The following is a 24,053-nucleotide window of genomic DNA, read 5'->3' as shown; positions in this document are numbered from 1 at the left end:
AATGAAAGTCTTACCATATTTCCAACGTATTCTAATTATAGGTATACTGCTACTGTCTGTAGCGCTACAAGCACAGCGATATCCTGTTCAAGTAACGCATACTGTATTTCCTCCATATTCATCAAAATTAAGTGATTATGTAACTTCAAGCGATATAAAGTTTAGACTCAATATAGCATTAACAGATATATTAGGAAGTAATGAACAGGTAAAATTGAAACTTCGTATTCAAGGAAATGGATTTAATATTCAATCTACAGATGTTGTAGTTGGTGCTCCACAAATATTTTTAACAGGAGGCGTATTACAGCAGTTTACAAATTTAGATTTAGCAGCATATTTTCAGCCCAATAATTTAATTGGAATTCCTCCGCAACAATACAATAGACCATTACCAGAAGGAATGTATACGATGTGTTGGGAAGTATATGAGGTAGTTACCAATCAACAAATCAGCAATCCAGCTTCAGGTTGTGCCAACGTATTTTTACTATTAAATGATCCACCTTTTTTAAACTTACCCTACAGAGGAGATTATATTTTAGCTAAAGATCCAATGAATGTTATTTTTCAATGGACACCAAGACATACCAATGCTACAAATGTCAGTTACGATTTTGAGTTACGTGAATTGTGGGATATAACGATGGATCCAAGAGCTGCGTTTTTAGCTGCCCCAAATTACTATACAGAAACATTGAATAATACAACATTGCTTTATGATATAAGCAAGCCAGTATTGTTACCTAAAAGAACGTATGGTTGGAGAGTAAAAGCAAAATCGGTTACAGGAATTTCTGAAAGCTCAGTATTTAAAAATAATGGATATAGTGAAATATTCTATTTTACTTATGCAAATCCCTGTGAGGTACCGACCTATGTGTTGTCAGAAGCTTTAAACAGCAGCACGGTTAAAATTTCTTGGGAACCTCATTTCGATCATAAAGAATTTCATGTACAATATAAAAGAGCAGATGTTCCTGAAGCTAAATGGTTTGAAGTATTCACGTATAACAATTTTGCACAAATAGGGAATTTAGAAGAAGGAAAACCATATATGTTTAGAGTTGGGGGATCATGTAATGAACCTTATGAGTGGCATAAAACATTTTCGTATAGTAATGTAAGTCAATTTACAATGCCTAAAAAAGAAGATGTAGCTACTTACAATTGTGGGATTATTCCAGATATTGAAATCAAAGGAAGAAATCCACTAAAAAATATAGGAGTTAATGAGACATTTACCGCAGGAGATTTTTCGGTTACGGTGAAACAAATTTTTGGAGGAAATGGAGTATTTACAGGAAGAGGTTATATAACGGTACCGTATTTACAAGACACAAAAATAGCTGTTACTTTTTCTTCAATTCATTTGAATGATCATCACCAATTAATTTACGGAGTAGTCAAAACAACATACGATCCTACTTGGTCGGGAGTAGAAGATGTAAATGATTTGGCGCTTGGAGGAGCTGGGAATTCAGGAGCTACTACAGTCGATTTTATAGTAGATGATGTACAAATAGATCCGAATGGAGATATTATTATTATAGGTACTGATGGAGAAATTGTAGAGTTACCAGGTGGAGAAGATTATGTGATTACCGATGCTAACGGACAAACATGGTCGGTGGATGAAGAAGGAAACGTTACAGAGTCTGGTGAAGTAGCAGAAGGAGGAGCAACAAATTCAGAAAACACAAATGGTGTAAATAATCAAGGAGAAGCAGTAGCATTAACTGCGGATGGAGTTATAGTAACTTTTGCCAGAGATCCTAAAGATCTGTATGGCTTTGATGCGTATCAGAAAGATCAAAAACAAACTAAAAACTTATACAAAACACTTAATGATGATTATGTAATTCCATATAAAGCTATACCTAAAGGGCAAGAAACTACGATTATAGCCAATTTGGATATTACAGATAAAAATATTCAACCTCAAGATATTATTTTTAAAACAAAAGATGGAATTGCTATTTCTAAAATAGATAGTACTGCTACTTCATATACCTTAAAATTGAAAGGAGCATTTACTGATGCAAGTATAGAAACGCAAGCCGTTGTAAAAAAATCAGATAAATACGAAGTTGCAGGAGCTTTTATTCAATACCAAGCTGAAGTTAAAAATGTTGATGTTGTATTGGTAAATACTACTAATACCAGTATTCGAAAAGTAAAAGAATCTCTTCAAAATATCTATACAAAAGCTCTAGTAAAGTTAAATATTAAAGAGATAAATGATTTTACAGGTACTTTAGAAACTTTAGTGCCAAGTTCCATCATAGAAAGCGGTGAAGATGAATTGTTAACTCAATATACACAAGATCAAAAAGCAATTAATAAAGCGCTAAGAGCTAGAGATGATTTTAACACAAACGCTTATTATATCATCCTAACCAACAAACAACCCTCTACCAATAAAGAAAAAGGAATAATGCCTTTAGGTAAGCAATTCGGGTATATATATGCGAATAATGGGGCGAATGAACGAACAGTTGCACATGAATTAGGTCATGGAGCTTTTCAATTAAAGCATCCGTTCTCTTTACAAGATTATGGATATCCAGAAAAGGAAACCAATTGGTTAATGGATTATGGAGCCGATGTAAAACTTCCATTTGTACATTGGAGAAGTATTCATAATCCAACATTACGAATTGGTATTTTTGATAAAGATAGTGAAGGACAAAGTGTAGCTACTGTAATGCCAATTTCTTTGGCTATTAATAAGAAAAAATATAATGGTAAATATTACTATGGTTATTTAACCCCATCAGGAGAGCGTATAGTTCTATCTGATGATTATACACCCATCTTTTTTCATGGTATAGCAAACGATAGATATAATGAAATAATACCAGGAACACTAATTGGTTTTAAGCGTAAAAATTCAAATAGTAATAGAAACGTAAGTGAAGAAAAAGTAGATGAAGTTGTTTACAAAGCAAAAATTGAGAATGGTCAGTTTTTAGGGTATGAAAACTTTTATTATCAAGTGCCTGATTTAAACGGAGATGTAGATACCTCTTTTGTTATAGGGCTTCCTTATGGGGAATCAAAATCGAATCAAGCACAGTGGAAAAATTATAAGTTCGACAGTAAAAATATTCTTGAATATCAAAATGGTAGTAGTGAAGTTGTTGCAATAACTTCAGAAGCATTTCAAAATATAGGATTATTTAATGCATTGAAACCTGAGGTAATAGAAGGTTTTACAGAAGTATCTGAAATTTTAGGAGATGGACAGATTGATGTTTCAGAACTAGAAGTTCAACTATTGAGTGGCGAATTTAATCCGGTGTATGTCAATGAAAAAAAGAATACTCAAGGAAGAGTTAGAAACACTAAAGTACACATTAGTCATAATGAGAGAAGAGAAGTATTTTTAATTGTTAAAATTGCGGAAATCTATAATAGATATCCAGTATTATTTAAAGAGTTTACAAACTTCTTTAATAATTGGGATCAATCTTTCTTGATCAAAACATTTTCAGACTATGGAAAATGGGATGACGAAAATATTCCATTCGGAGGTGAGCCAAGTCAGGCGTATAACACATGGAAAGAAAACTTAAAACTAGGGAGTTCTAATGATGCTTTATATAACTTTTATCAAGATTTTTTAATTGAATTATTAGCCTTTACCAATCAAAAAGCAACGGAAAACAGTCTTTGTTTAACAGCAGATTTTGCAACAAAATCAAGTAAAGAAGTTTATGAATGTATAGCAAGAGCTAGTGAAAATGAACTGATAAATTTATCGTTATCCAAACAAATAGAAGGAGTTAAGAAAATACTATTAAGTTCTTCTAGTGGAGGTAATATATCAGATAAAGAAGAAATACAAGTAGCTAGAATTTTAGAGTCAATAGCTAATGGTCCATCATCGAATTATCAAAAAGCACTCTCACTACTAGAAACTGAAAAAATAACCTATAATTGGGAAACTAGTGGAAATAGATCTCTTTCCAAAACCCATCCACTTTGGTACGCTGTATTTAAAAATATACAGGATGAAGTTTTTGTTTTTGGAGAAGATAATAGACAAAGTGTTGTAGAATCTATTGGTAAAATATTTATAGGTTCCGAGAGTTTTCAGGAGCAGTTACAAAATAGTATTGATCCAGAGTTGTTAAAAGAAATGACCTTTGAAGATATAAAAACGATACACAATCAATTCTTCACATATGAAAACGATTATCAAAATATTTTTAGAAGAGGATGGAGTCATATAAAAACAAATTTCAGAAGTCGAGTACCTGGAATTTCTATATACGATGAAGATGATTTTTACAAGAGTGTAGATACTGAAATTACAGATGATTATTTGATCAATGCCAAGCAAAAAATCAAATGGGGATTCGTTAAAAATAAAACAGAAAAGAATGAAGATTTATCACCATTTCAGTTAATATCATTCATTAATATTTCTAAAAACAATTTACTGAAGCCATTCACGGCAAAAGATCAAAATGGAAATCCGCAAGCCATTTTTATTCCTGCTTTTACTTTGCATTATGCTAGTGAAACTGATGCTTTACAAACCAAATCTGATATTATACAAACCTCAGTAGATTTACTAGCTTTTTTACCGACAGGAGGAACAGCAGCATTAAATACTTTTGGAAAGTTTTTATATTATGCGGATAAAATGAGTTCTGCTACAAGTATGGCTGGTACTGCTTTCAGAGAAACTGATCCAGAGTTGGCTACTTATATGAATCACTTGAGTTTAGTTACAGGTGTGGTAAGCTTAGCAAGTTTTTCTGAATTGGTAAAAGATGGAATCACTCAGAAGAAAGTAGGAGAAGTAATAGATCCAGAGGTTTTAAAAGAAACTAATGATCAGGTGGCTAATGTAAATCAGTTAGTAGCAGATATTTTAAAAGACGATGTACATCTTAAAAAATTAACTCCTGCACAATTAGAGGCTTCAACCAAAATTTTAGAAGAAGAAATAACAGTATTAAAAACAAATACTGGTTTTGATTTAGATAAAGCCGAAAGGGCGGTAGAGAAACTCAAGAATTTAGATGTATCTAACAACTCGTTATATAAGAATATTAATATTGTTGGTTCATATCCAAATGGTTATGTAGATGTTGAAATTTCAGAATTAACAACGCTACATCCAGTACCAAGAAAAACGCAACCTAACGGAGTCAACTCAGTTATAGAAAAAATTAAAGCAGAAGGATTTCATGTAGTTGGTAATGATGGCATGCATAACTTACCAGTCAGAGTGATAGAACTGCCTGATGGAACAAAAGTAGTGGTAGATGGTATGCATAGAGTAGCAGCGATGCAAAAACTAGGAGAAACCCATATTCCTGTATCTTATAAAACCTATGATGAAGTATACAAAGCTTTTGAAGCAGGTATGGATAGGAATAGTATTGATAATATTTTTATTATGCTTCATATTGGAAAAAGAACAGGATATTATTCAGGCGATTGGATGCCAAATGTTCCATGGGAGTCTAATGGAAGAGATGTGGCATTGAGTAAGGTTGATAATTTAATGAAAAAAGAATTTCCTGAATTGGCAGCATCTTCTGAAGGAAAGTTAGCTTCTTTAAAAGCATTGATTTTTAATGATAAACTAAGAACAGTTTTTGAAAAAGAATTATCAAGAGATAGTAAACGAATTAATGAATTTAATAGCAATCCTGATTTAGTAGATGTCTGGGTAAATATACAACGAACATTGGACGCAAATGCAGATGCATTTCCAAGAAATATCGATTTCACAGGGTTTAATTTTGATACAGGAGATAATTATATTGATATAATTATTCATTATGAAAAAGGAAAGTTTATATCTAGGGTAGAAGGCGAGAATGAAGTTATAAGTATAGAAAAATTAGCCAAAATAATTGATGCTACCCCTTCAAATTACAAGGTAAGATTATTATCCTGCAGCACTGAAGAAGCAGGAGTAGCATTATCAAAACTTACTGAACGGTCATTTTACGCCAATGATGGAAGAGTGGAACTGTATTCAGATGGAGAGGTATTACATGTAACTCCATTTAAAAAATACCATAAGGGCGTGCGTAGTGATCTAGACGAGATTCCACCTAATATTAATATAAGAACAGGAGGAGCTAAGCCTATTGTTTTAGGAAAAGACAAAGATTTAGATTTTGAGATTGAAAAAATACTAGGAATTAAAGCTAAACCATTACGAGATGCAATTATTGCATTAAAACTCAGTAGTAGAGAAAGAACGGCCTTTTTAAAATACTTGGCAGTTTTAGATTGGAGAATTTTAGAAGAAGTTGTTGTAAACCCTAGTTTATTAGAGCCTATAAAGGTACGCTATGATATAATTCCTAATAAAGAATTTGATTTAGGGTTATTGGATATACAAAAAATTCAAAAAATATTAAAAAAAATTGGCGGGTATGTTAAATGGAAAAGCACGGAAAAAGGTAAGAAAAACCAACTATGGGATCGAATAGAAATAGATGGTAAAGATCATGCATATGTAATTTTATTAGATCAAACTAAAACAGATGAAATAGGAGGTTTTGCAGTATCAAAACAAGGAACATTAATCCATACAGTAGATTTACCAAAGTATCTTCGAGAACAAAAAATAGCTGCAGAAATTTTAAGAAGAGGAATTGAAAAATACAATCCAATAGAAATAGAGGAAACATGGGGCGTTACTAATATTAATCATAGTGATGTTTCTACAAATCTATCGGTGTATTTATCGGAAATACAAAAAGGAAAAACTAGAAAAGAAGCAGCTTTTTCAACACCTGCAGGGAAATTAGCAAAGCAAAATGGATATTCAGGAGTACCAGTTTTTATGTTGGATACCAAAGCTAGAATAGATGTGTTGTTTACAAAACCAGCTAACAAACAAAGAACACGGGTAAAAGAACTGTTTAGTACTATATATACTCCAAAAAATAAACAAAGTATAGAAATAGTTGTTGGAAAAATAGAACAATTAGATAGTCAAGTAGTAGATGATTTCTTAAAATTATTTGAAGGTAAAAATGACCAATTAAGAAAGTTTATAGAAGAACCTAAATTGGTTGACATTTATGCGTATATAAAGAATATACTAAAAAAGTATAGAGAAACCTTTTCACAAAATCTTGATTTTACGGGGTATAATTTTAACACAGGAGATTCATATACCGATGTAATTATACACCATCATGATACCAAAGGCTTTATGCTCAGGTTTGAAGGAAGAGATGTAATAGTTTCTGTAGAGTTGTTAGCCGAAATGATGAATTTAATTCCTGTAAACCAAAAAATACGATTGTTGTCTTGTAATTCACATGAAGCAGCAATAGCGTTGTCAAAACTAATAGAAAGACCGTTTTATGCTAGTGAAGGACCTGTAAAGTTATATTCAAATGGTATTGTGGTACATAAAACTCCTTTTAAAAAGTACCATAAAGGAGCTCGTAGTGATATAGATGAAATTCCTCCGAACACAGAAGAAGGTATCGGTAAGCCAATTGATTTAGGAGTGGTTCAAAACCATACAGCTATCCGTTTTATTTTTAAAAAGAAAAGTGAACAAATAGAAAAAACGTTACAGAACTTAAACTTTACAGTAAAAGAAAGAGATGCTTTTCTAGATTACTTAGTCTCTCCATCCACAGAAAAAGGTATTATTAGTAGAATAGAAGAAAAGATTAATTTAATTGAATCTTGGAAGGCTTACTATGATATTAATTCAGGAAACACCTATGGGATGAAAATTAGTGATTTTGAAGAAATTGATGAAATATTACTTTCTACAGCTGGATATGAAGAATGGAAAAAGACCAAAAGGGGAAGAGAAAATAAACTTTGGAAGGATGTTAAACTTGAATCAAATACGCAATCAAATGAAAATTTCATTAATGTAGTAATGTTGAATGATGGTCAAATACCTGTAGGTATGTACGAATTATCAGACAATATTTTAGAATTTACGGTGAATACTTCTATAAAGTATCTTTCTCCGAAGAAATATGAAATAATATCCAATTTTTTCGATAAAGTAATAAAAGAATTTGATCCAGAGGGAGTGAGGTTTATTTGGAATTTGGAACAAAATCAGCAAGCAACTTTAGCAAGATATCTTGACAGCAAGAGTAAAGGTAGAGAAGCAGCTGCTTTTATGACTTCAGATGGTGCTTTAGCTAAAGAAAAAGGATTTACAGGTACTCCAATATTTGAACAAGATGAAGTGTTTAATGTTAGTGTTGTTTTTACAAAGGCAACGAATGAAAAAACAATTTATAAAAATGTTAAAATAGTAAGGAATCCTAAAGGAACACCATACCCAGAAAAGGTTAAAGATGTAAAAACATCTGAATTGACTGTAATACACCCAGTAAATAAAAATCGAGTAGAAGAAATAGTAGAAAAAATACAAAACGAAGGATTTGTTGTAGCAAATAGTGGTTTTATTGATGTTGTTGAGTTACCAAATGGAACTAAACTTGTATTAGATGGAATGCATAGGGTAGAAGCAATGAGAAATAGGTTAAATGAAAATTATGTTCCTGTTTACTATAATACCTATGATGATTTTAAATATGATGAGGATGAAATAGAAAGAATTTATTTTTCTCTACTCTTAGCTATAAGGTCTGGATTTTATAAAGGAGAATGGATGCCTGAAGCTTCATGGATAAATACAGCAACTAAAATTAGATTTTTAGAAAGTATTGATGAATCAATGAAAAGGGATTTTTCTGACTTTGTTCAGAAAGATGAAGACATTTTAAGATCTTTGAAAGTATTAATTCCTGAACATTTACAAGAAGCATTTAAAAACGAATTTCAAAATAATACGACTAAACTAGCAGAATTTGCAGAGAAGCCTGAATTAATTAATACTTGGGCAAAAATTAAAAATGTACTTATAGAAAATAAAAACGCATATCCTAAAAATATAGATTTAGCAGGAATTAATTTCAATATAAGAGATGAATATGTAGATGTTATTATACATCATGGAGAAAAAGGTTTTGAAGTACGAGTAGAAGGAAAGAGTACAGTAATACCAATAGAGTTGTTGGGAGATGTTATAAATTCAATTCCTGAAAATCAGAAAATCAGGTTATTATCATGTAATACAGATAAAGCAGCTTTAGAGCTATCAAAAATTGTTGCAAGGCCATTTTATGCAAGTGATGGAAAAGTGAAGCTATATCCTGATGGAACAGTAGTACATGATACGCCTTTTAAAAAATACCATAAAGGAGCTCGTAGTGATATAGATGAAATTCCGCCAAATATCAAGGAAGGAAAAGGAACTTCTATTGTTTTAGGGAAAGAAAAAGGGAGTAGTACACTGGATGAAATATTAAGAGAGTATCCCACCATTGAAAAAGGATTAGAGAGCATTAAGGATTTTACAGTAAAACAAGAAATTACAGCGGTTCTTAAAGATTGGGATCGTGATATGCTAAAGAAATTAAATGAAAGTAATGGAGCTGGATTTTTCTGGAATCATTCAAATATTACTGTAAACAGGTTAAAGTACTTCAAAGAGTCATTAAAGTCGATATATGCAAAACGTGCCGATCTCAAATCAGTTGAACATGATATTTATGCTACAGATAAAGATGCACATTTAGAAGCTTATTTTAAGCCAGGAACGGATGATTATATTATTCATCCGAGTCGTCAAGATCTTACTAAAATGAAAATGGATTTAGAGCTAGGAATTGTACTAGATGCTAGAGGTGAACCATTAAATTCACATTTCTTAGGTCAAGAGACCATGTATGTTGTAGATGAATATGATAATATATTTGTTAGGGTACATGGAGATGGTTTAGAGTATCCTCACCCTACCTTAATAGGAGGTGAAAATCCGAATGTAAAAGGAGCAGGAATGCTTGTTTTTGAAAACGGAAAACTAACCTTTATAGATAATAATTCAGGGCATTTTAAGCCAAGTGATGAGTCTTTAGTAGAAGTATTAAAGATTCTTAAACAGCAAATTCCGGCCAATATATTTAGTCAGAAACTCAGATTACTTGGTCAAAATGGAGAGGTTAGAATTCCAGCTACAACATTTTTCGAGAAATTATTTCCAAATTTAGCTAAGAGAAAGAAGTTAGATAAGATATTTAAAGATGGAAGTGATTTAGTATATAATCAAATCAATAAACTAAATTTTTCTAGTACTATTCTAGAAGACTTTATCAATAGCTTTTCTAATGTAGAGGGGTATATTATTAATGCTGTTAAAAATGATTTAGGACTTATAGAATCATGGAAAGCATATTATGATATAAACTTAAGTAAACCATTTAAAATAAATATCCAAGAGCTAGATGAGATTGATGAAATTCTTATTAGAGTAGGAGGATATAAAAATTGGAAAGAGACTGAGAACGGAAGAAATAATAAACTTTGGACGGATATACAGTTTGAATCAAACACTGCATATGGTAAAAATGCTATTAATATAGTAATGTTAGACGGTAGTTTAATACCTGTGGGTACTTATGAACGATCAGAAAATATTTTAGAGTTTATGACAAACTCACCAAAAGGGTATTTTAATTCGAATATAGATGAAATAACAGCTACTTTTTTAGATAAAGCAATCAGGAAATTCAATCCAGAAGGGGTACGTTTTGTTTGGAGTTCAAAAGTAAATAAAGGACAGTATTTACAGATGTATCTAGAAAGAAGAGGTCAAGGAAGAGAAGTTGCCGCTTTTAGAATTCCTGATGGTATTTTAGCTAAAGAAAATGGATACACTGGTACTCCTACATTTGAGAAAGATGAGCCATTAGAAGTACGCGTTGTTTTTACAAAACCTAAAGCTCTTATTGACATAGGAAATCCTACACCTGATAAGGTTAAAATTTTAGGGAATCAAAAAGAGATATCAACAATTGCAATAACTGATGTTTCCAGTTTGTTTGATCCTATTGGAAGTAATGGTAAAAAAATAATAAAGAGTTACCGTGACGAATTTAAGAATGAAGGTTATGACTTAGATAAAATTAATGCTATAGATATTGTAACATTACCTAATGGAATAAAGGTTCCAGCAAATGCTGATAGCTTTTATCGTACGCAAGCAATGTCTGAATTAGGAAGTGAATCTATACCAACTAAATTAAAGACCTATGAAGATTTATTAAGTATAAGACCAAGCAGTCGCAAGCAAAGGTTAATAGAAGAATTGTATGTACAACTAAAAATAGGTCAACAGACAGGAAAATATAAAGGAGATTGGTTTCCTGAAATTGATTGGTTTGATACCAATGAAGAATTTGATGATTTATTAAAAAGAGTTGATGATTTTCTTAATGAAGAATTCCCCAATATTAAGCGTCATGTTCCACTCCGTTCAATTGATGAAATATTAGGTTACGTAAATGATTCTCCAGCAAAAAGAGAACAATTAGCAGAAGATCTAAATAATTCTAAAGAGCTGGCTAAATTATTAGGAAATGATATTCATTTAATAGAAGTTTGGAATCTACTTTACGATGTCTCAGTAAGTGATTCTTACAGACAAAAAGTGGATAACTTCAAAGCTATGGAGTTATACAAAAAGCATGTAGAAGAAGAAGGATATACACTAGATGCAAAATTATTTAATCGATTTGTAGACAATCAAATAGATAAGGAAGCTTATTTCAACGCTATTCTTTTATCAAAAGAATATCCAAATGGGATAAAAATCCCAAATGAATTATATAGTGAAATTACTCCTATTTCAGCTAAGACAACAAGTCCACAATTTTCAGGAACTGCTTCTTTTGGAGCTTTTCAAATAAGAATAAAACAAGGAAGAATAGAGCAATATAAGGGAGTTGATAATGAAACAGGTAGATGGGAGTTATTGAACTCTGAGGCAAATAGTGAATTAAATTTTGTGTTGACTAATGAAGGGAGTTTATTATTAGGTTATGGACATTATAATCTATCAAGAAATGCAGAATCAGTTATCTCAGCAGGAAAATTAGAGGTCCGTGATGGAAAAATTATTGAGATTTCAAATTTTAGTGGTCATTATAAGCCTTCAAATAAAAACTTAGAAGATATGGCTAGTGTTATTAAAAAGTTAGGAATTACTAGTGATGATTTTAAGCTTTTTGAAAATCCATTAGCTAAGGATGATAACTAATATTAATTATCTAACGATCAATCTAATCATGATAAAATTTTTGAATGATCATTAATTCTTCTGAAGGGCAATACATTGAAAAAAATAATAAAATATATACTTACAGTATTCATATTTTTGGGTACTAATTTGGGTTTTACCCAGAACCTTGATATTGATAACATTCTTAAATCCACTAAATTTAAAGTTAGTGGAAATATAAATGCGAATGCAGTATACTATAATTCTAATAGTAGAAATGCCCGTATTCCTTTTACGTATTTTGTACAAGGAACATTAAATACGAGTTGGCTAACCTTTACTATGCCTATTTCATACAGTTACTCTAATCAAGGAGAAAACTTTAATTATCAATTGCCTTTTAAGTTTAATAGACTAAGCTTACACCCGAAATACAAATGGATACAAGCTCATATTGGAGATGTAACTATGAATTTTTCACCTTACACACTGAGTGGCCATCAATTCACAGGTGGAGGTGTTGAGTTGTTACCGAATAAGCCGATAAAATTTAGCGCTATGTATGGTAGATTGTTAAAAGCGACACCCGATGATGGAAACGAGCAAACACTTCCAGCGTATCGTAGAATAGGGTATGGTGCCAAAATAGGATGGGAAAAACCAAATTATCAATTTGGAATTATAGGTTTTTATGCTAAAGATGATATAAATTCTATACCTCTCATTCCTGAAGAACGAAATATAAGACCTAAAGAAAACTTAGTGTTAAGCATTAATGGAGCAACTACTATTGCAAGAAAGTATGGAATAAAAGTAGAATATGCATCCACAGCAATCACTCAAGATATTAGAGCCGATAAAAGTGATGTTTCTACCTATAATTTGGCAGGACTTCTATTTAATAACAAAACATCTACAGAATTTTATAACGCATTAAAAGTAGCGTTTGATGCAAATATGGGAGGGTTGAAAGTTGGATTGGGGTATGAAAGGATAGATCCTAATTATGAAACTTTAGGAGCATATTATTTTAATAATGATTTTGAAAACATAACACTAAACTTGGCAACTGCGTTATTCAATAATAGACTAAGTTTGGATTTTAATGTAGGTTATCAAAGAGATAATTTAGAAAATCAAAAAACACAATCATTAGGGAGAACGGTAGGAAGTGTTAATGCTACATATCAGTTAACAAATGCTATTATGTTAAGCGGATCGTATTCCAATTTTACATCTTTTACCAATCAAAATTTGAATCAATTTGATGATATCAATGATAATGATTTGACAGATGAAGATCAAGAAGCATTAAATTACAGGCAACTTTCTCAGAATGCCAACGTCAGTTTAAATTGGGCATTGCCAAAAAAGAAGAATACAACACAGAATATAAATCTGAATTACGCCTTAGCATCATCAGCAAATGAAGAAAATGGAATCATAAGAGTTGGACAAGCTAATAATTTTCATAACGGAACAGCTACATATACTTTAGGTTTTCTCCAACAAGCGTTTACAATAGCTTCTTCTTTAAATTATAACTACAGTGATATTGGAAGAGATAATAGTAAAGCTTGGGGAGCATCCACAAATTTTAATAAGCTATTTTTTAGAAAAAAACTAAATACTTCTTTAGGTATAGCATTTAACAAAAATGAAAATAGAAATGTACAAACTCAAGTTGTAAACCTTAGAGCTAGTACAGGTACGGTAATCGCAAAACAACACAATCTAAATCTAAATGCAGTACAATTATTTAGAGATGTAACCAATCAACAACTGTTAAATGAACTAACAGTAACTTTAAGTTATGGTTATAATTTTGGATTAAAAAAGCCGCAATTTCATTTTAAAAAGAGAGAAAAGGTAAAAAAAGAAAAAAAGGAAAAAATATTTCAATTTTCATATAAAGAACATACATTCAAGGGAAGTCATACAAAAATTAGTGATGAAATATTAGGACTTATAAATAACTCATCTTTTACATCTGTACAATATTTAGAAAGAGTAAAAAATGATCTAGAATTATTAGGGTTGAATGTTAAAGAAAATGAAGAAAATAGTAATAAAAAATACAAGAAGGCTGCTATTGAGTACTTAAAATTACTATATAAATACAAAGATTTCTCAGACATATACCATAAAATATCTGCTGAAAGTTTGAAAGAATTATATAAAGATGCAGTACGAATGGATCATAAAATTAAGAGTGATTATACACGATTATTAGACTTAGTAACGGTTGAAAAACGAAAGGGACGTTTTGTGTTAAAAAGTGATGAGAAAGATTTAGAAGTAAGACGCAAAAAGTACAAAGCACATGTTTGGATGCAAGAACAATTAACAGGTTTGACATATCAAGACGTATTAAATGATAAAGGCATTTTAAAAGGATTTAAAAAGAAGTATATATCTAAGGTTTTTGATATGTTAGAAAACAATAAACCTATTAAAGAAGTGAAAGCCTACTTGTCTTTAATGTACGCTAAATATTACCATAATAATGCACCAGATTAATTTTGACTTTTATTAAAAAAATCAAAAGGAAATCTCACACTATCATTTCCATAAAAATAGTATTAAATATTTCATAAATCCCAAATATATATTTTACAAAGCTCACGGAAAACGGGGTAATTTCTCACTAGATTAAGATCTAATTTTACATTGTAACAACCAGTATAAAATGTAATAGTAAACTAAAATGACAAAAATTAATCCCAAAATTCATGTTTTCTTAATAGCGATACTTCTGTTATCATTTTCAGATGCAATTGCGCTACAACGTCCTTTTTTTAATAAAAGTAAAGACATTCTTATTGCTCAATTTGACAGCAAACCAGATCCTGACGATATTCATGCACAAGCTGCTCTAGGATGCATGCTAGCACATGAAGATCTTAGAGATATAAATTATTATGGTGTAGCAGGTGCAGTTGGTAATCAAGAAGGGAAATTTATTGATTCACATACATTATTTGATATGGCTTTTGGCCCTAATAACTGGACAGATGCCAATGCAAATTGGAATGCATCAGTAACCAGAATTGCAGATAGAGTTATTGCCGTTTTACAAAATGGAGGTAAGGCATGGGTTCAAGAAGCAGGACAATCAAACTTAACAGCAGATTGGATTGCAAAAGTAATGGAAACAATTCCTACAGCTACGGTAATATCCAATGTTGTAGTCGTTCAACATGGACGATGGAATGAAGATCATACTGATCTTTCGGACTTGAAATTTGTACGAAATAATAGTCAATACTTTGCTATAGATGATGGTAATTTACCATACGGATCACCTCTTAGAGATCGTGGGCAATGGAGTACTCCTGAGTATAGAAATTCAGACGAGAAATGGATGCAACAGGCAAAATCTTCTACAAATCAAAAAGCAAAAGAATTATGGATAGAGGCAGATAGAATATTAAATGATACATTCCCAAATGGATTACCTTCAAGTTGGTTAGGTAAGGTTAGAAATAGAAAAGGAGTTGACTTTTCTGATTGTTCAGAAAATTGGTGGATTTTTAATGTTGGAGATCAGGCGGATACAATATCTAAATTTTGGAGTAGATATGTAACTGGTACATCAGTTACTGATCCTGGTAATGATGATGACGATAATAATGATGACGATGATGACGCGAATACAAATGATCCTACTAATTGTGCAAGTGTAACTCTTGGCGCAATTGATGATTTTTCCAATATAAATGTGAATGGTTTTGCTGCTGGGTACAGAGATTTTGCCAGAAATGCTGTGGCAACAAAAGAAAAAGGAGGAACGGCTGCGGCTATCACCACTTTTACTGGAGAAACAGGAGCTTACAATATTACCTTGAACACTTTGACAGAATTAGATGGAGAAAGTGTGTACAAAATTTTTATTAACGATAATCTAGTAGGAGAGTTTACAAATCCCACTACCACTGTAGATTTTGCACCAGCGAGTCATGTATTTTCGGAAGTTGAAGTTACAGTAAACTCAACAATTAGAGTAGAGTATACTTCATTAACTAATGAACAAGTTGTAGAGAAAAACGGATTTTCGTTCGCTAGAGCTCGATGGACATCACTTGATTTTAAATGCATTGAAGATACAACTTCAGACCCAGATGTTGATGAAGAACCAGATCCAGAACCTGTGAATTGTTCAAACCTAACTCTTGATGCAATTAATGATTTTTCGAATATAAATGTCAGTGGTTTTGCTGCTGGTTACAGAGATGTGGCGAGAGATGCGGTTGCAACAAAAGTAAAAGGAGGAACTGCAGCGGCTATTACTACTTTTATAGGAGAAACAGGTACTTATAATATTACATTACACACCTTAACAGAATTAGATGGAGAGAGTGTATACAAGATTTTTATTAACGATGATCAGGTAGGAGAATTTACAAATCCGACTACTACTGTAGATTTTGCACCAGCAAATTATACGTTTACAGAAGTTGATGTTACAGAAAATTCAACAATTCGAGTAGAATATACTTCGTTGACTAATGAACAAGTTGTAGAGAAAAAAGGATTTTCTTATGCCAGAGCTCGTTGGACTGCATTAGATTTTAAGTGTGTTCAAGATACAAGAGTAACATCAATGATAAGTAAAAATGTCAAGAGCTTTAATTTGATAGAAAGGAATGCATATCCAAACCCAACCTCAGATTTTATATATATAGAAAATACAAAAGATATAATTTCGATCAATGTATCTAACACACAAGGCATATTATTTTCTACAAATGTATTAGAAACAGAGAAAACAAAGATTGATCTTTCAGGTTATCCAAAGGGAGTATATTTTTTAACAACAATTACAACTAAAGGAGTAAACGAAACAATAAAAGTAATTAAAGAATAATATTTTTTTATAGATCACGAAGAGGTTGTTTAAACAACCTCTTTTAATTTTTCTATCAATTCAAAGCAACCATTTAGATGAAAATGCATCTTAATAATAAAAGTTTAAAAATGTATCAAGAATTAAAACTTGGAGTATTAAGTTTACTTGCAATTTTGTTAATTGGATGTAGTAGCGATAGTAAAAATGTAGAAATAGAGAATTCTATAATTGGAACATGGAAGTTAATCGAGATTTATAATGACAGTGGAGATGGTACAGGAAGTTGGAAACCTGTTGAAAATGGATATACTTATAATTTTTCTATAGATGGACAATTTACATCAACACGTTTTTCGGAATGTAGTTCTGGAAATTATACCATAGATGCTAATCAATTGACCCTAGATTTTGATTGTAATGGATTTACAACTGGAATTGAAAAACCAGAGGGAATATTTATTGAGAATTATGCTTTTGAATCTAATACTGTAGTATTTATTCCGATATATTTAAATTGTGTTGAGGGATGCGGTTGGAAATTTGAAAAATTAAATTAAATTTCAAAGAAAAAATTAACTCTCAGTAACTTTTAATCTAGCTTTCGCTGAAATTGAAAAGTCTGCATAATTTTGTTTCAAATACTTTAAATACCCCGTAATAGCTATCATAGCCGCATTATCTGTTGTATATTGAAATTTAGGAATATAGGTAGTCCATCCCCAATGCTTCTCGGCAAGTAATAAACGTTTTCTAATCTCAGAATTTGCAGAAACACCACCTGCAATAGCAATGTGTTTAATGCCAGTTTCTTTTACAGCGTTTTTTAGTTTTTTTACTAATATTTCAATAATAGTGTGTTGGATAGAAGCACAAATATCTACAAGATTCTTCTCAATAAAATCAGGGTCTGCTTTTACATTTTTTTGAACAAAGTATAAGATTTGTGTTTTCAAACCGCTAAAACTAAACTCTAAATCACCAACCTTAGGCTGCGTAAAAGTAAAAGCTTTCGGATTACCTTGTTGAGCATATTTATCAATTAAAGGGCCTCCTGGGTAAGGCAAACCTAAAATTTTTGCAGATTTATCAAACGCTTCACCCACAGCATCATCAATAGTCTCACCTAAGATCTCCATGTTAAAATGATCTATGATTTTTATCAACTGTGTATGCCCACCACTAATAGTTAAGCAAATAAAAGGAAAAGGTGGAATTTTACTGTTTTCTTCTTCAATAAAATGAGCTAAAATATGCGCTTGCATATGATTAATATCTAGCAAAGGAATATTTAAGCCTAGCGCTAAAGATTTAGCAAAAGAAGTACCAACAAGTAATGATCCCATCAATCCAGGTCCTCGTGTAAAAGCAATACCACTTAAATCTTCTTTAGTAATTCCTGCTTGAGCAATAGCTTGTTGTACCACAGGAACAATATTTTGTTGATGCGCTCTAGAAGCTAATTCAGGAACTACACCACCGTATTTCGCATGTACTTCTTGATTAGCAACTATATTACTCAATACTTTTCCATTATGAATTACCGCTGCACTTGTGTCATCACAAGAACTTTCAATCCCTAAGATATAAATATTAGATGTACTCAAAAACTTAATTTTTATTTAACAAAAATAGGCACTACTCGTTAGATATTCGTTAAAAATGCCGTTTCTTTGCAATTAGGCAAATTTTTTGTAGTTTCTTTCTTATAAAATAGCGCAAAAAGTCATTAAAAAGGTAGGGAAAATAATATTCAAAATCCTAAGAGTTATTCTAATTCTTGTATTACTTCTAGTAATCATTTTCTCTATTCCTTATGTTCAAAGTAAGCTAGCAAAAGTAGCTACTAAGAGTATCAATAAAGATTTTGATACTAATATTTTGATTAAAAAAATAGATCTGTCGCTTTTAGGAAATGTGCAGCTTAAAGGTATTGAAATAAGAGACCATCATAACGACACCTTAATCTTTGTAAAAAACTTAACTACTTCACTTAAAAATGTAAAAAAAATAGTAGATAATAAAGTGAATCTTGGAGATATTAGATTGAATGGAGTTCATTTCTATATGCGTAAATATAAAGGAGAAAAAGATGATAGTATGACTGTCTTTATAGATAGTTTTGAAGATGATGAGGAGGAGAAGGAAAAAAGTAATACACCTTTTATTTTACAAGCTAAAAATATTTATGTTGAAGAGCTAAACTTCCAGGTAATTGATGAAGATAAAAAAGATCCACTTCAATACGGAGCTTACAATGTAGGTGGTAATATTCAAGAGTTTTTACTAGAAGGGCCTAATGTTTCTGGAAAAGTAAGAGGATTATATTTTACAGATAATAAACAAATCAACTTTACCAATTTAACCACTGATTTTTCATATAGCAAAACACAAATGCTATTTCAAAATACTATTGTTAAAACAGATAATGAAACCCATTTAAAGGCCAATATCCAATTTGATTATAATAGAAAAGATTTTGCAAGTTTTACAGATAAGGTAAAAGTAAAGGCAGATGTAGAAAAAAGTACTTTAGCAGTTAAAGATGTTCAAAAGTTTTATGGAGAACTTAAAGGAAATGATAAACTAATTTTTACTGCTGATGCTGTAGGAACACTAAATAATTTTAGTGTTAGTAATATGAATTTATACTCTAAAAACGGTATGGTTATTAGAGGAGATATGGGATTTGTAAACGCATTCAACTCTGAAAGAGGTTTTGTTTTTGATGCTGATATGGAAAGGGTTTCTTCTAATTATAATCAGTTAAAGAGTATTTTACCTAATGTATTAGGGAAAACTTTACCTACAAATTTTAAACGAATAGGAAATTTTTCCATGTCTGGATTGTTAAAATTAACACCAGACCAAATGGAAGCTACATTAAATGTTGATTCTGAAATAGGAAGTACAATTTCTGATTTACAATTTACCAATATTGATAATATGGATAATGCAGCCTATAGCGGGGTTATAGAATTTATCAATTTTGATTTAGGAGAATTGACAGAAAATGAAGATTTACAAAAAGTATCTTTAAAAGCTGATGTACAAGGAAGCGGTTTTACCGTAGATAATATCAATTCTTCAATTATTGGTAAAGTATATAACATCGATTTTAAAGGATATACGTATCGAGATTTAAATGTTAATGGACAATTTCAAAACAAAAAGTTCGATGGGTTTTTACAAGCTGAAGATGAAAACTTTAAATTAGAGTTTAAAGGTTTGGCTGACTTTTCTAACGCAGTAAATAAGTTTGATTTCGAAGCTGATATAGACAAATTAGACCTTAAAAAAACAAATCTATTTGATCGTGATAGTATATCTGAGCTTAAAGGAAAAGTAAAACTAGATATTATAGGAAATACCTTTGATGATATTATTGGAAAAGCCACATTTAAAGATTTAGTGTATAAGAATGAAAAAAAGACGTTCTTATTTAAAGATTTCAATATAAATTCTTCCGTTAAAGATAGTATCAAAACTATAGAAGTCAATTCTGCAGATATTGTAAAAGGTAAATTAGAAGGGAAGTTTGTATTTAAAGATGTATTGCCTGTTTTTCAAAATGCTTTAGGAAGTGTATACACCAATTACCGACCTATTAAAGTAGGTAAACATCAGTTTTTAAAGTTTGACTTCACCATTTATAATCAAATTGTAGATGTTTTTTTACCTAAAATAGCTATCGGAAAAAATACACGAGTAAAAGGGCGAATAGATTCAGATGAGAATGCTGTAAAACTTACATTTTCATCACCAGATATTACGATTTATGATAATGCGATTGATAACATTATTTTGCGAGTTGATAATAAAAATAAGTTATACAATACACATCTTACAGCCAATAAAATAGCAACTAAATATTATGATGTTAGCAAGTTAAATTTAGTCAACAGAACAGCAAACGATACGTTATTTTTTAAATCTACATTTAAAGGCGGAAAAAAGGAAAAAGAGAGCTTTAATTTGGATTTCTTTTATACTATAGATGAGAATCAACAGTCTGTTGTAGGAATGCAAAAATCTACATTTAATCACAATAATTTTGATTGGATTATCAATCCTAAAAATGATAGTAATAATAAAGTAAGTTTTAATGTAAAAGAGCAAAACTATCGTATTAGTCCTTTTGAGTTAATCTCTGGGAAACAAAAAATTGATTTTGAAGGAAATCTTTTAGGGGAATCAAATAGAGATGTAAAATTGAATTTTACTGATGTAGAATTGTTGAGTTTCCTTCCAGAAGTAGAAGGTTTTACATTGACTGGGTTGCTCAATGGAAAAGTCAATTACAGAGAAGAAGGTGGAGTGATTGAACCTAAAGCAGATATTACAATAAATGACGTAATTGTTAATGATTTCTCTCAGGGTACCTTAAAAGTGAAATTAGAAGGAGAAAATTCATTGAATAAATATAAAGTAGATGTTTCCTTGAGAGATTATGAGTTTGACAATGTGAAAATTGAAGGAGGATTAGACTTTACAGATACCAAAAAACCACAAGTAGATTTAGAGGTAAACTTTAAAGAATACGAATTAAATGGTTTTAGTGATTTTGGAGGAGAAGTAATTTCTAATATTAGAGGAAGATTATCTGGAGACTTCTCAGCTAAAGGTTTAGCATATAATCCAGATTTTAAAGGAAATTTAGAATTAATTGAAGCGGGTTTAACCTTCCCATATTTAAATATAGATTTTGATTTAATAGAGAATGCAAATATCAAGTTAAGAGATCAATCTTTTTTGATCAATAGTATTGTTTTACAAGACACTAAATATGATACTAAAGGATATTTAGAAGGAAGTATCACTCATAAAAATTTTGAGCAATGGTACATGAAACTCGATTTAAATACACCTAATCTATTAGTATTAGACACTAAAGAAGCTGAAGATATACCGTACTATGGAAAAGGCTTTGTTAGAGGAAATGCACAAATTAGAGGACTAACTAGTAATCTTAGTATTAATGTAAATGGAAGAACTCAACCAGGAACTGTATTTGTAATTCCATTAAATGATGTAACGACAGTTGATAATTATAAACTAATCCGATTCAAATCAAATGAAGAAATTGATGAGGAAGAAATTAGTATCGAAAAAATTAAAGGATTGAATTTAAAATTCGATCTAGCAGTAACTAAAGATGCAGTAGCTCAAGTGGTAATTGATAAAGTTTCAGGAAGTGATTTGAAGGGAAGTGGAAATGGAAACTTACATATAGAAATTGATACGAGAGGGAAATTCATTATGGATGGGGCTATTACCATAGATAATGGAATTTATAACTTTAAATATGGAGGAATTATAAGTAAACCATTTAATGTGCAGAGAGGTGGAACCATTTCATGGACAGGAGATCCGTTAAAAGCACAGTTAGATCTTACCGCCATTTATCAAACCAAAGCAAATCCAGCTCAATTATTAGATAATATAAACTCTACTCGAAAAATTCCAATCGATTTATATACACAAATTACAGGTGGTTTATTCGATTCTAAACAAGAATTTGACATCAAAATTCCTAATGCAAATTCTACCGTAGCTTCTGAATTGGAATTTAAATTAAATGAAAATGATATCAATACCAAAATGCAGCACTTTACTTTTTTAATGGCGTTTGGTACATTTTATAATGAGGAAAATATAGGAAATAGTGCTTCGGCAGGTTTAACAGGAACAGCAGCACAAGTAGCGTCCAATATTTTATCAAGCGTAATTAATAAAGAAGGAGGGAAGTTTCAAGTAGGTGTAGGTTATGTACAAGGAGATAGAACTAATGTTGAGCAATTACAAAATAATATTGACGATCAGGTTGATGTTTCTGTTTCTACACAAATTTCAGATAGAGTTTTAGTAAACGGTAGAGTAGGAGTACCAGTAGGAGCCAATACACAAACTAATGTTGTTGGAGAGGTAAAAGTAGAAGTGTTATTGAATGAAGAAGGAACACTTAGAGGTACATTCTTTAATAAACCTAATGATATTCAATTTGATATTGATAATGAGGGGTATACACAAGGTCTGGGGCTTTCTTATCAAGTGAATTTTAATACGTTGAAGGAATTAGGTGAAAAGTTAGGGATAAAAAAGAAAAAAGAAGTTAAAAAAGATAGTATTATTGTAAAGAAAAGAAGTCTGATTCAATTCAAGACCAAACAAGACACTACAAAAATCAAAAATGAATCGAACAACTAAAAGCTATATAGTTCTAGCTTTAAAAGGAATGGCAATGGGAGCAGCAGATGTTGTGCCTGGCGTATCAGGAGGAACTATAGCATTTATCTCTGGTATTTATGAAGAACTTTTACAGTCTATTAGTAATATCAATTTAAGCCTTTTTAAAACTTTAAAAAAAGAAGGTTTTTCTGCTGCTTGGAAACAGTTAAATGGTAATTTTCTTTTAGCACTGTTTTCAGGAATCTTTATTAGTGTAGTATCATTAGCGAAGTTAATTTCTTGGTTGTTAGAAACTGAACCAATTTTAGTATGGTCTTTTTTCTTTGGATTGGTATTAGCAAGCGTTATTTACGTTGGTCGACAAATAAAAAAATGGAATATAATTGCTGTGATTTTAGTAGTTCTAGCAGCTATTTTAGCGTATTACATAACAACTTTACCACCTTTAATTTCTGAAAGTTCGTCGAATTTATTCTTGTTTTTAGCAGGAGCTATAGCAATCTGTGCAATGATATTACCTGGTATTTCAGGATCGTTTATTTTAGTGTTGTTAGGAGCTTATAAACCGATATTACAAGCGGTTAGTGATCGAGATTTCGTTACCATTGTGATAGTTGGTTTAGGAACCATAGTTGGTTTGTTATCTTTTTCTAGGGTTTTAAAGTGGTTATTCGCGAATTATAAAAACTATACATTAGCAGCATTAACAGGATTTATTATTGGTTCATTAAATAAGATATGGCCATGGAAAAAAGTACTTACATACCGTACCAATTCTCATGGAGAACAAGAACCTTTTAATGAGTTATCTATTTCTCCATTTTCTTATGATGGAGATCCTCAGTTACTTTATGCCATACTACTTTCAATAATTGGTTTTAGTATAATTATTGTTTTAGAAAAATTAGCTGTAAAAAAGTAGTTATATTT

General features: G+C 31.0%; 7 protein-coding genes. 6 read left to right on the top strand and 1 reads right to left on the bottom strand.

What is annotated here, in order from left to right:
* Position 1 precedes the first annotated feature (1 nt).
* The 4 genes from BVC87_RS08985 (at position 2) to BVC87_RS08970 (ending at position 17,494) form a co-directional block, all read left to right on the top strand.
* Positions 2-12,127 (top strand): ParB N-terminal domain-containing protein, encoded by a 12,126-nt coding sequence (locus tag BVC87_RS08985; protein ID WP_159439337.1) that lies wholly within the window; start codon positions 2-4, stop codon positions 12,125-12,127.
* Between the two features lie 75 nt (positions 12,128-12,202).
* Positions 12,203-14,608 carry a fimbria/pilus outer membrane usher protein gene (locus BVC87_RS08980; RefSeq protein WP_083629362.1) on the top strand — a complete coding sequence of 802 codons (2,406 nt, stop codon included), beginning with the start codon at positions 12,203-12,205 and terminating at the stop codon, positions 14,606-14,608.
* A gap of 187 nt (positions 14,609-14,795) precedes the next feature.
* Entirely contained in the window at positions 14,796-16,955 is a 2,160-nt protein-coding gene (locus BVC87_RS08975) for a T9SS type A sorting domain-containing protein (RefSeq protein ID WP_075342028.1), read from the top strand.
* A gap of 110 nt (positions 16,956-17,065) precedes the next feature.
* Positions 17,066-17,494, top strand: a complete 429-nt coding sequence (locus tag BVC87_RS08970; RefSeq protein ID WP_159439336.1) for a lipocalin-like domain-containing protein — start codon at positions 17,066-17,068, stop codon at positions 17,492-17,494.
* Positions 17,495-17,509: 15 nt separating this feature from the next.
* Here the strand turns inward: BVC87_RS08970 and tsaD are convergent, their stop codons facing one another.
* Positions 17,510-18,541 (bottom strand): tRNA (adenosine(37)-N6)-threonylcarbamoyltransferase complex transferase subunit TsaD, encoded by a 1,032-nt coding sequence (gene tsaD / locus BVC87_RS08965; RefSeq protein ID WP_075342026.1) that lies wholly within the window; start codon positions 18,539-18,541, stop codon positions 17,510-17,512.
* Between the two features lie 274 nt (positions 18,542-18,815).
* Here tsaD and BVC87_RS08960 point away from each other — a divergent pair, with 274 nt between their 5' ends.
* Together BVC87_RS08960 and BVC87_RS08955 are read left to right on the top strand one after the other, a co-directional pair.
* A complete protein-coding gene (locus BVC87_RS08960) occupies positions 18,816-23,141 on the top strand; it encodes a translocation/assembly module TamB domain-containing protein (protein WP_234974652.1) in 4,326 nt (1,441 codons plus the stop codon).
* Positions 23,125-24,045, top strand: coding sequence for a DUF368 domain-containing protein (locus BVC87_RS08955; RefSeq protein ID WP_075342024.1), 921 nt, complete (start codon positions 23,125-23,127; stop codon positions 24,043-24,045). The genes BVC87_RS08960 and BVC87_RS08955 overlap by 17 nt, the downstream gene beginning before the upstream one ends.
* The last annotated feature ends 8 nt before the right edge of the window (positions 24,046-24,053 follow it).

This window comes from Tenacibaculum agarivorans, from assembly GCF_001936575.1.
Taxonomy (GTDB): domain Bacteria; phylum Bacteroidota; class Bacteroidia; order Flavobacteriales; family Flavobacteriaceae; genus Polaribacter; species Polaribacter agarivorans.
The sequence above is the reverse complement of the archived record's forward strand: the minus strand, read 5'-3'. Positions and strand labels throughout refer to the sequence as shown.

What these genes read in the sequence shown, in the direction of transcription:
- BVC87_RS08985 (WP_159439337.1), top strand. Translation starts at nt 2, where the DNA reads ATGAAAGTCTTACCATATTTCCAACGTATTCTAATTATAGGTATACTG.
- BVC87_RS08970 (WP_159439336.1), top strand. Translation starts at nt 17,066, where the DNA reads ATGTATCAAGAATTAAAACTTGGAGTATTAAGTTTACTTGCAATTTTG.
- BVC87_RS08955 (WP_075342024.1), top strand. Translation starts at nt 23,125, where the DNA reads ATGAATCGAACAACTAAAAGCTATATAGTTCTAGCTTTAAAAGGAATG.
- BVC87_RS08975 (WP_075342028.1), top strand. Translation starts at nt 14,796, where the DNA reads ATGACAAAAATTAATCCCAAAATTCATGTTTTCTTAATAGCGATACTT.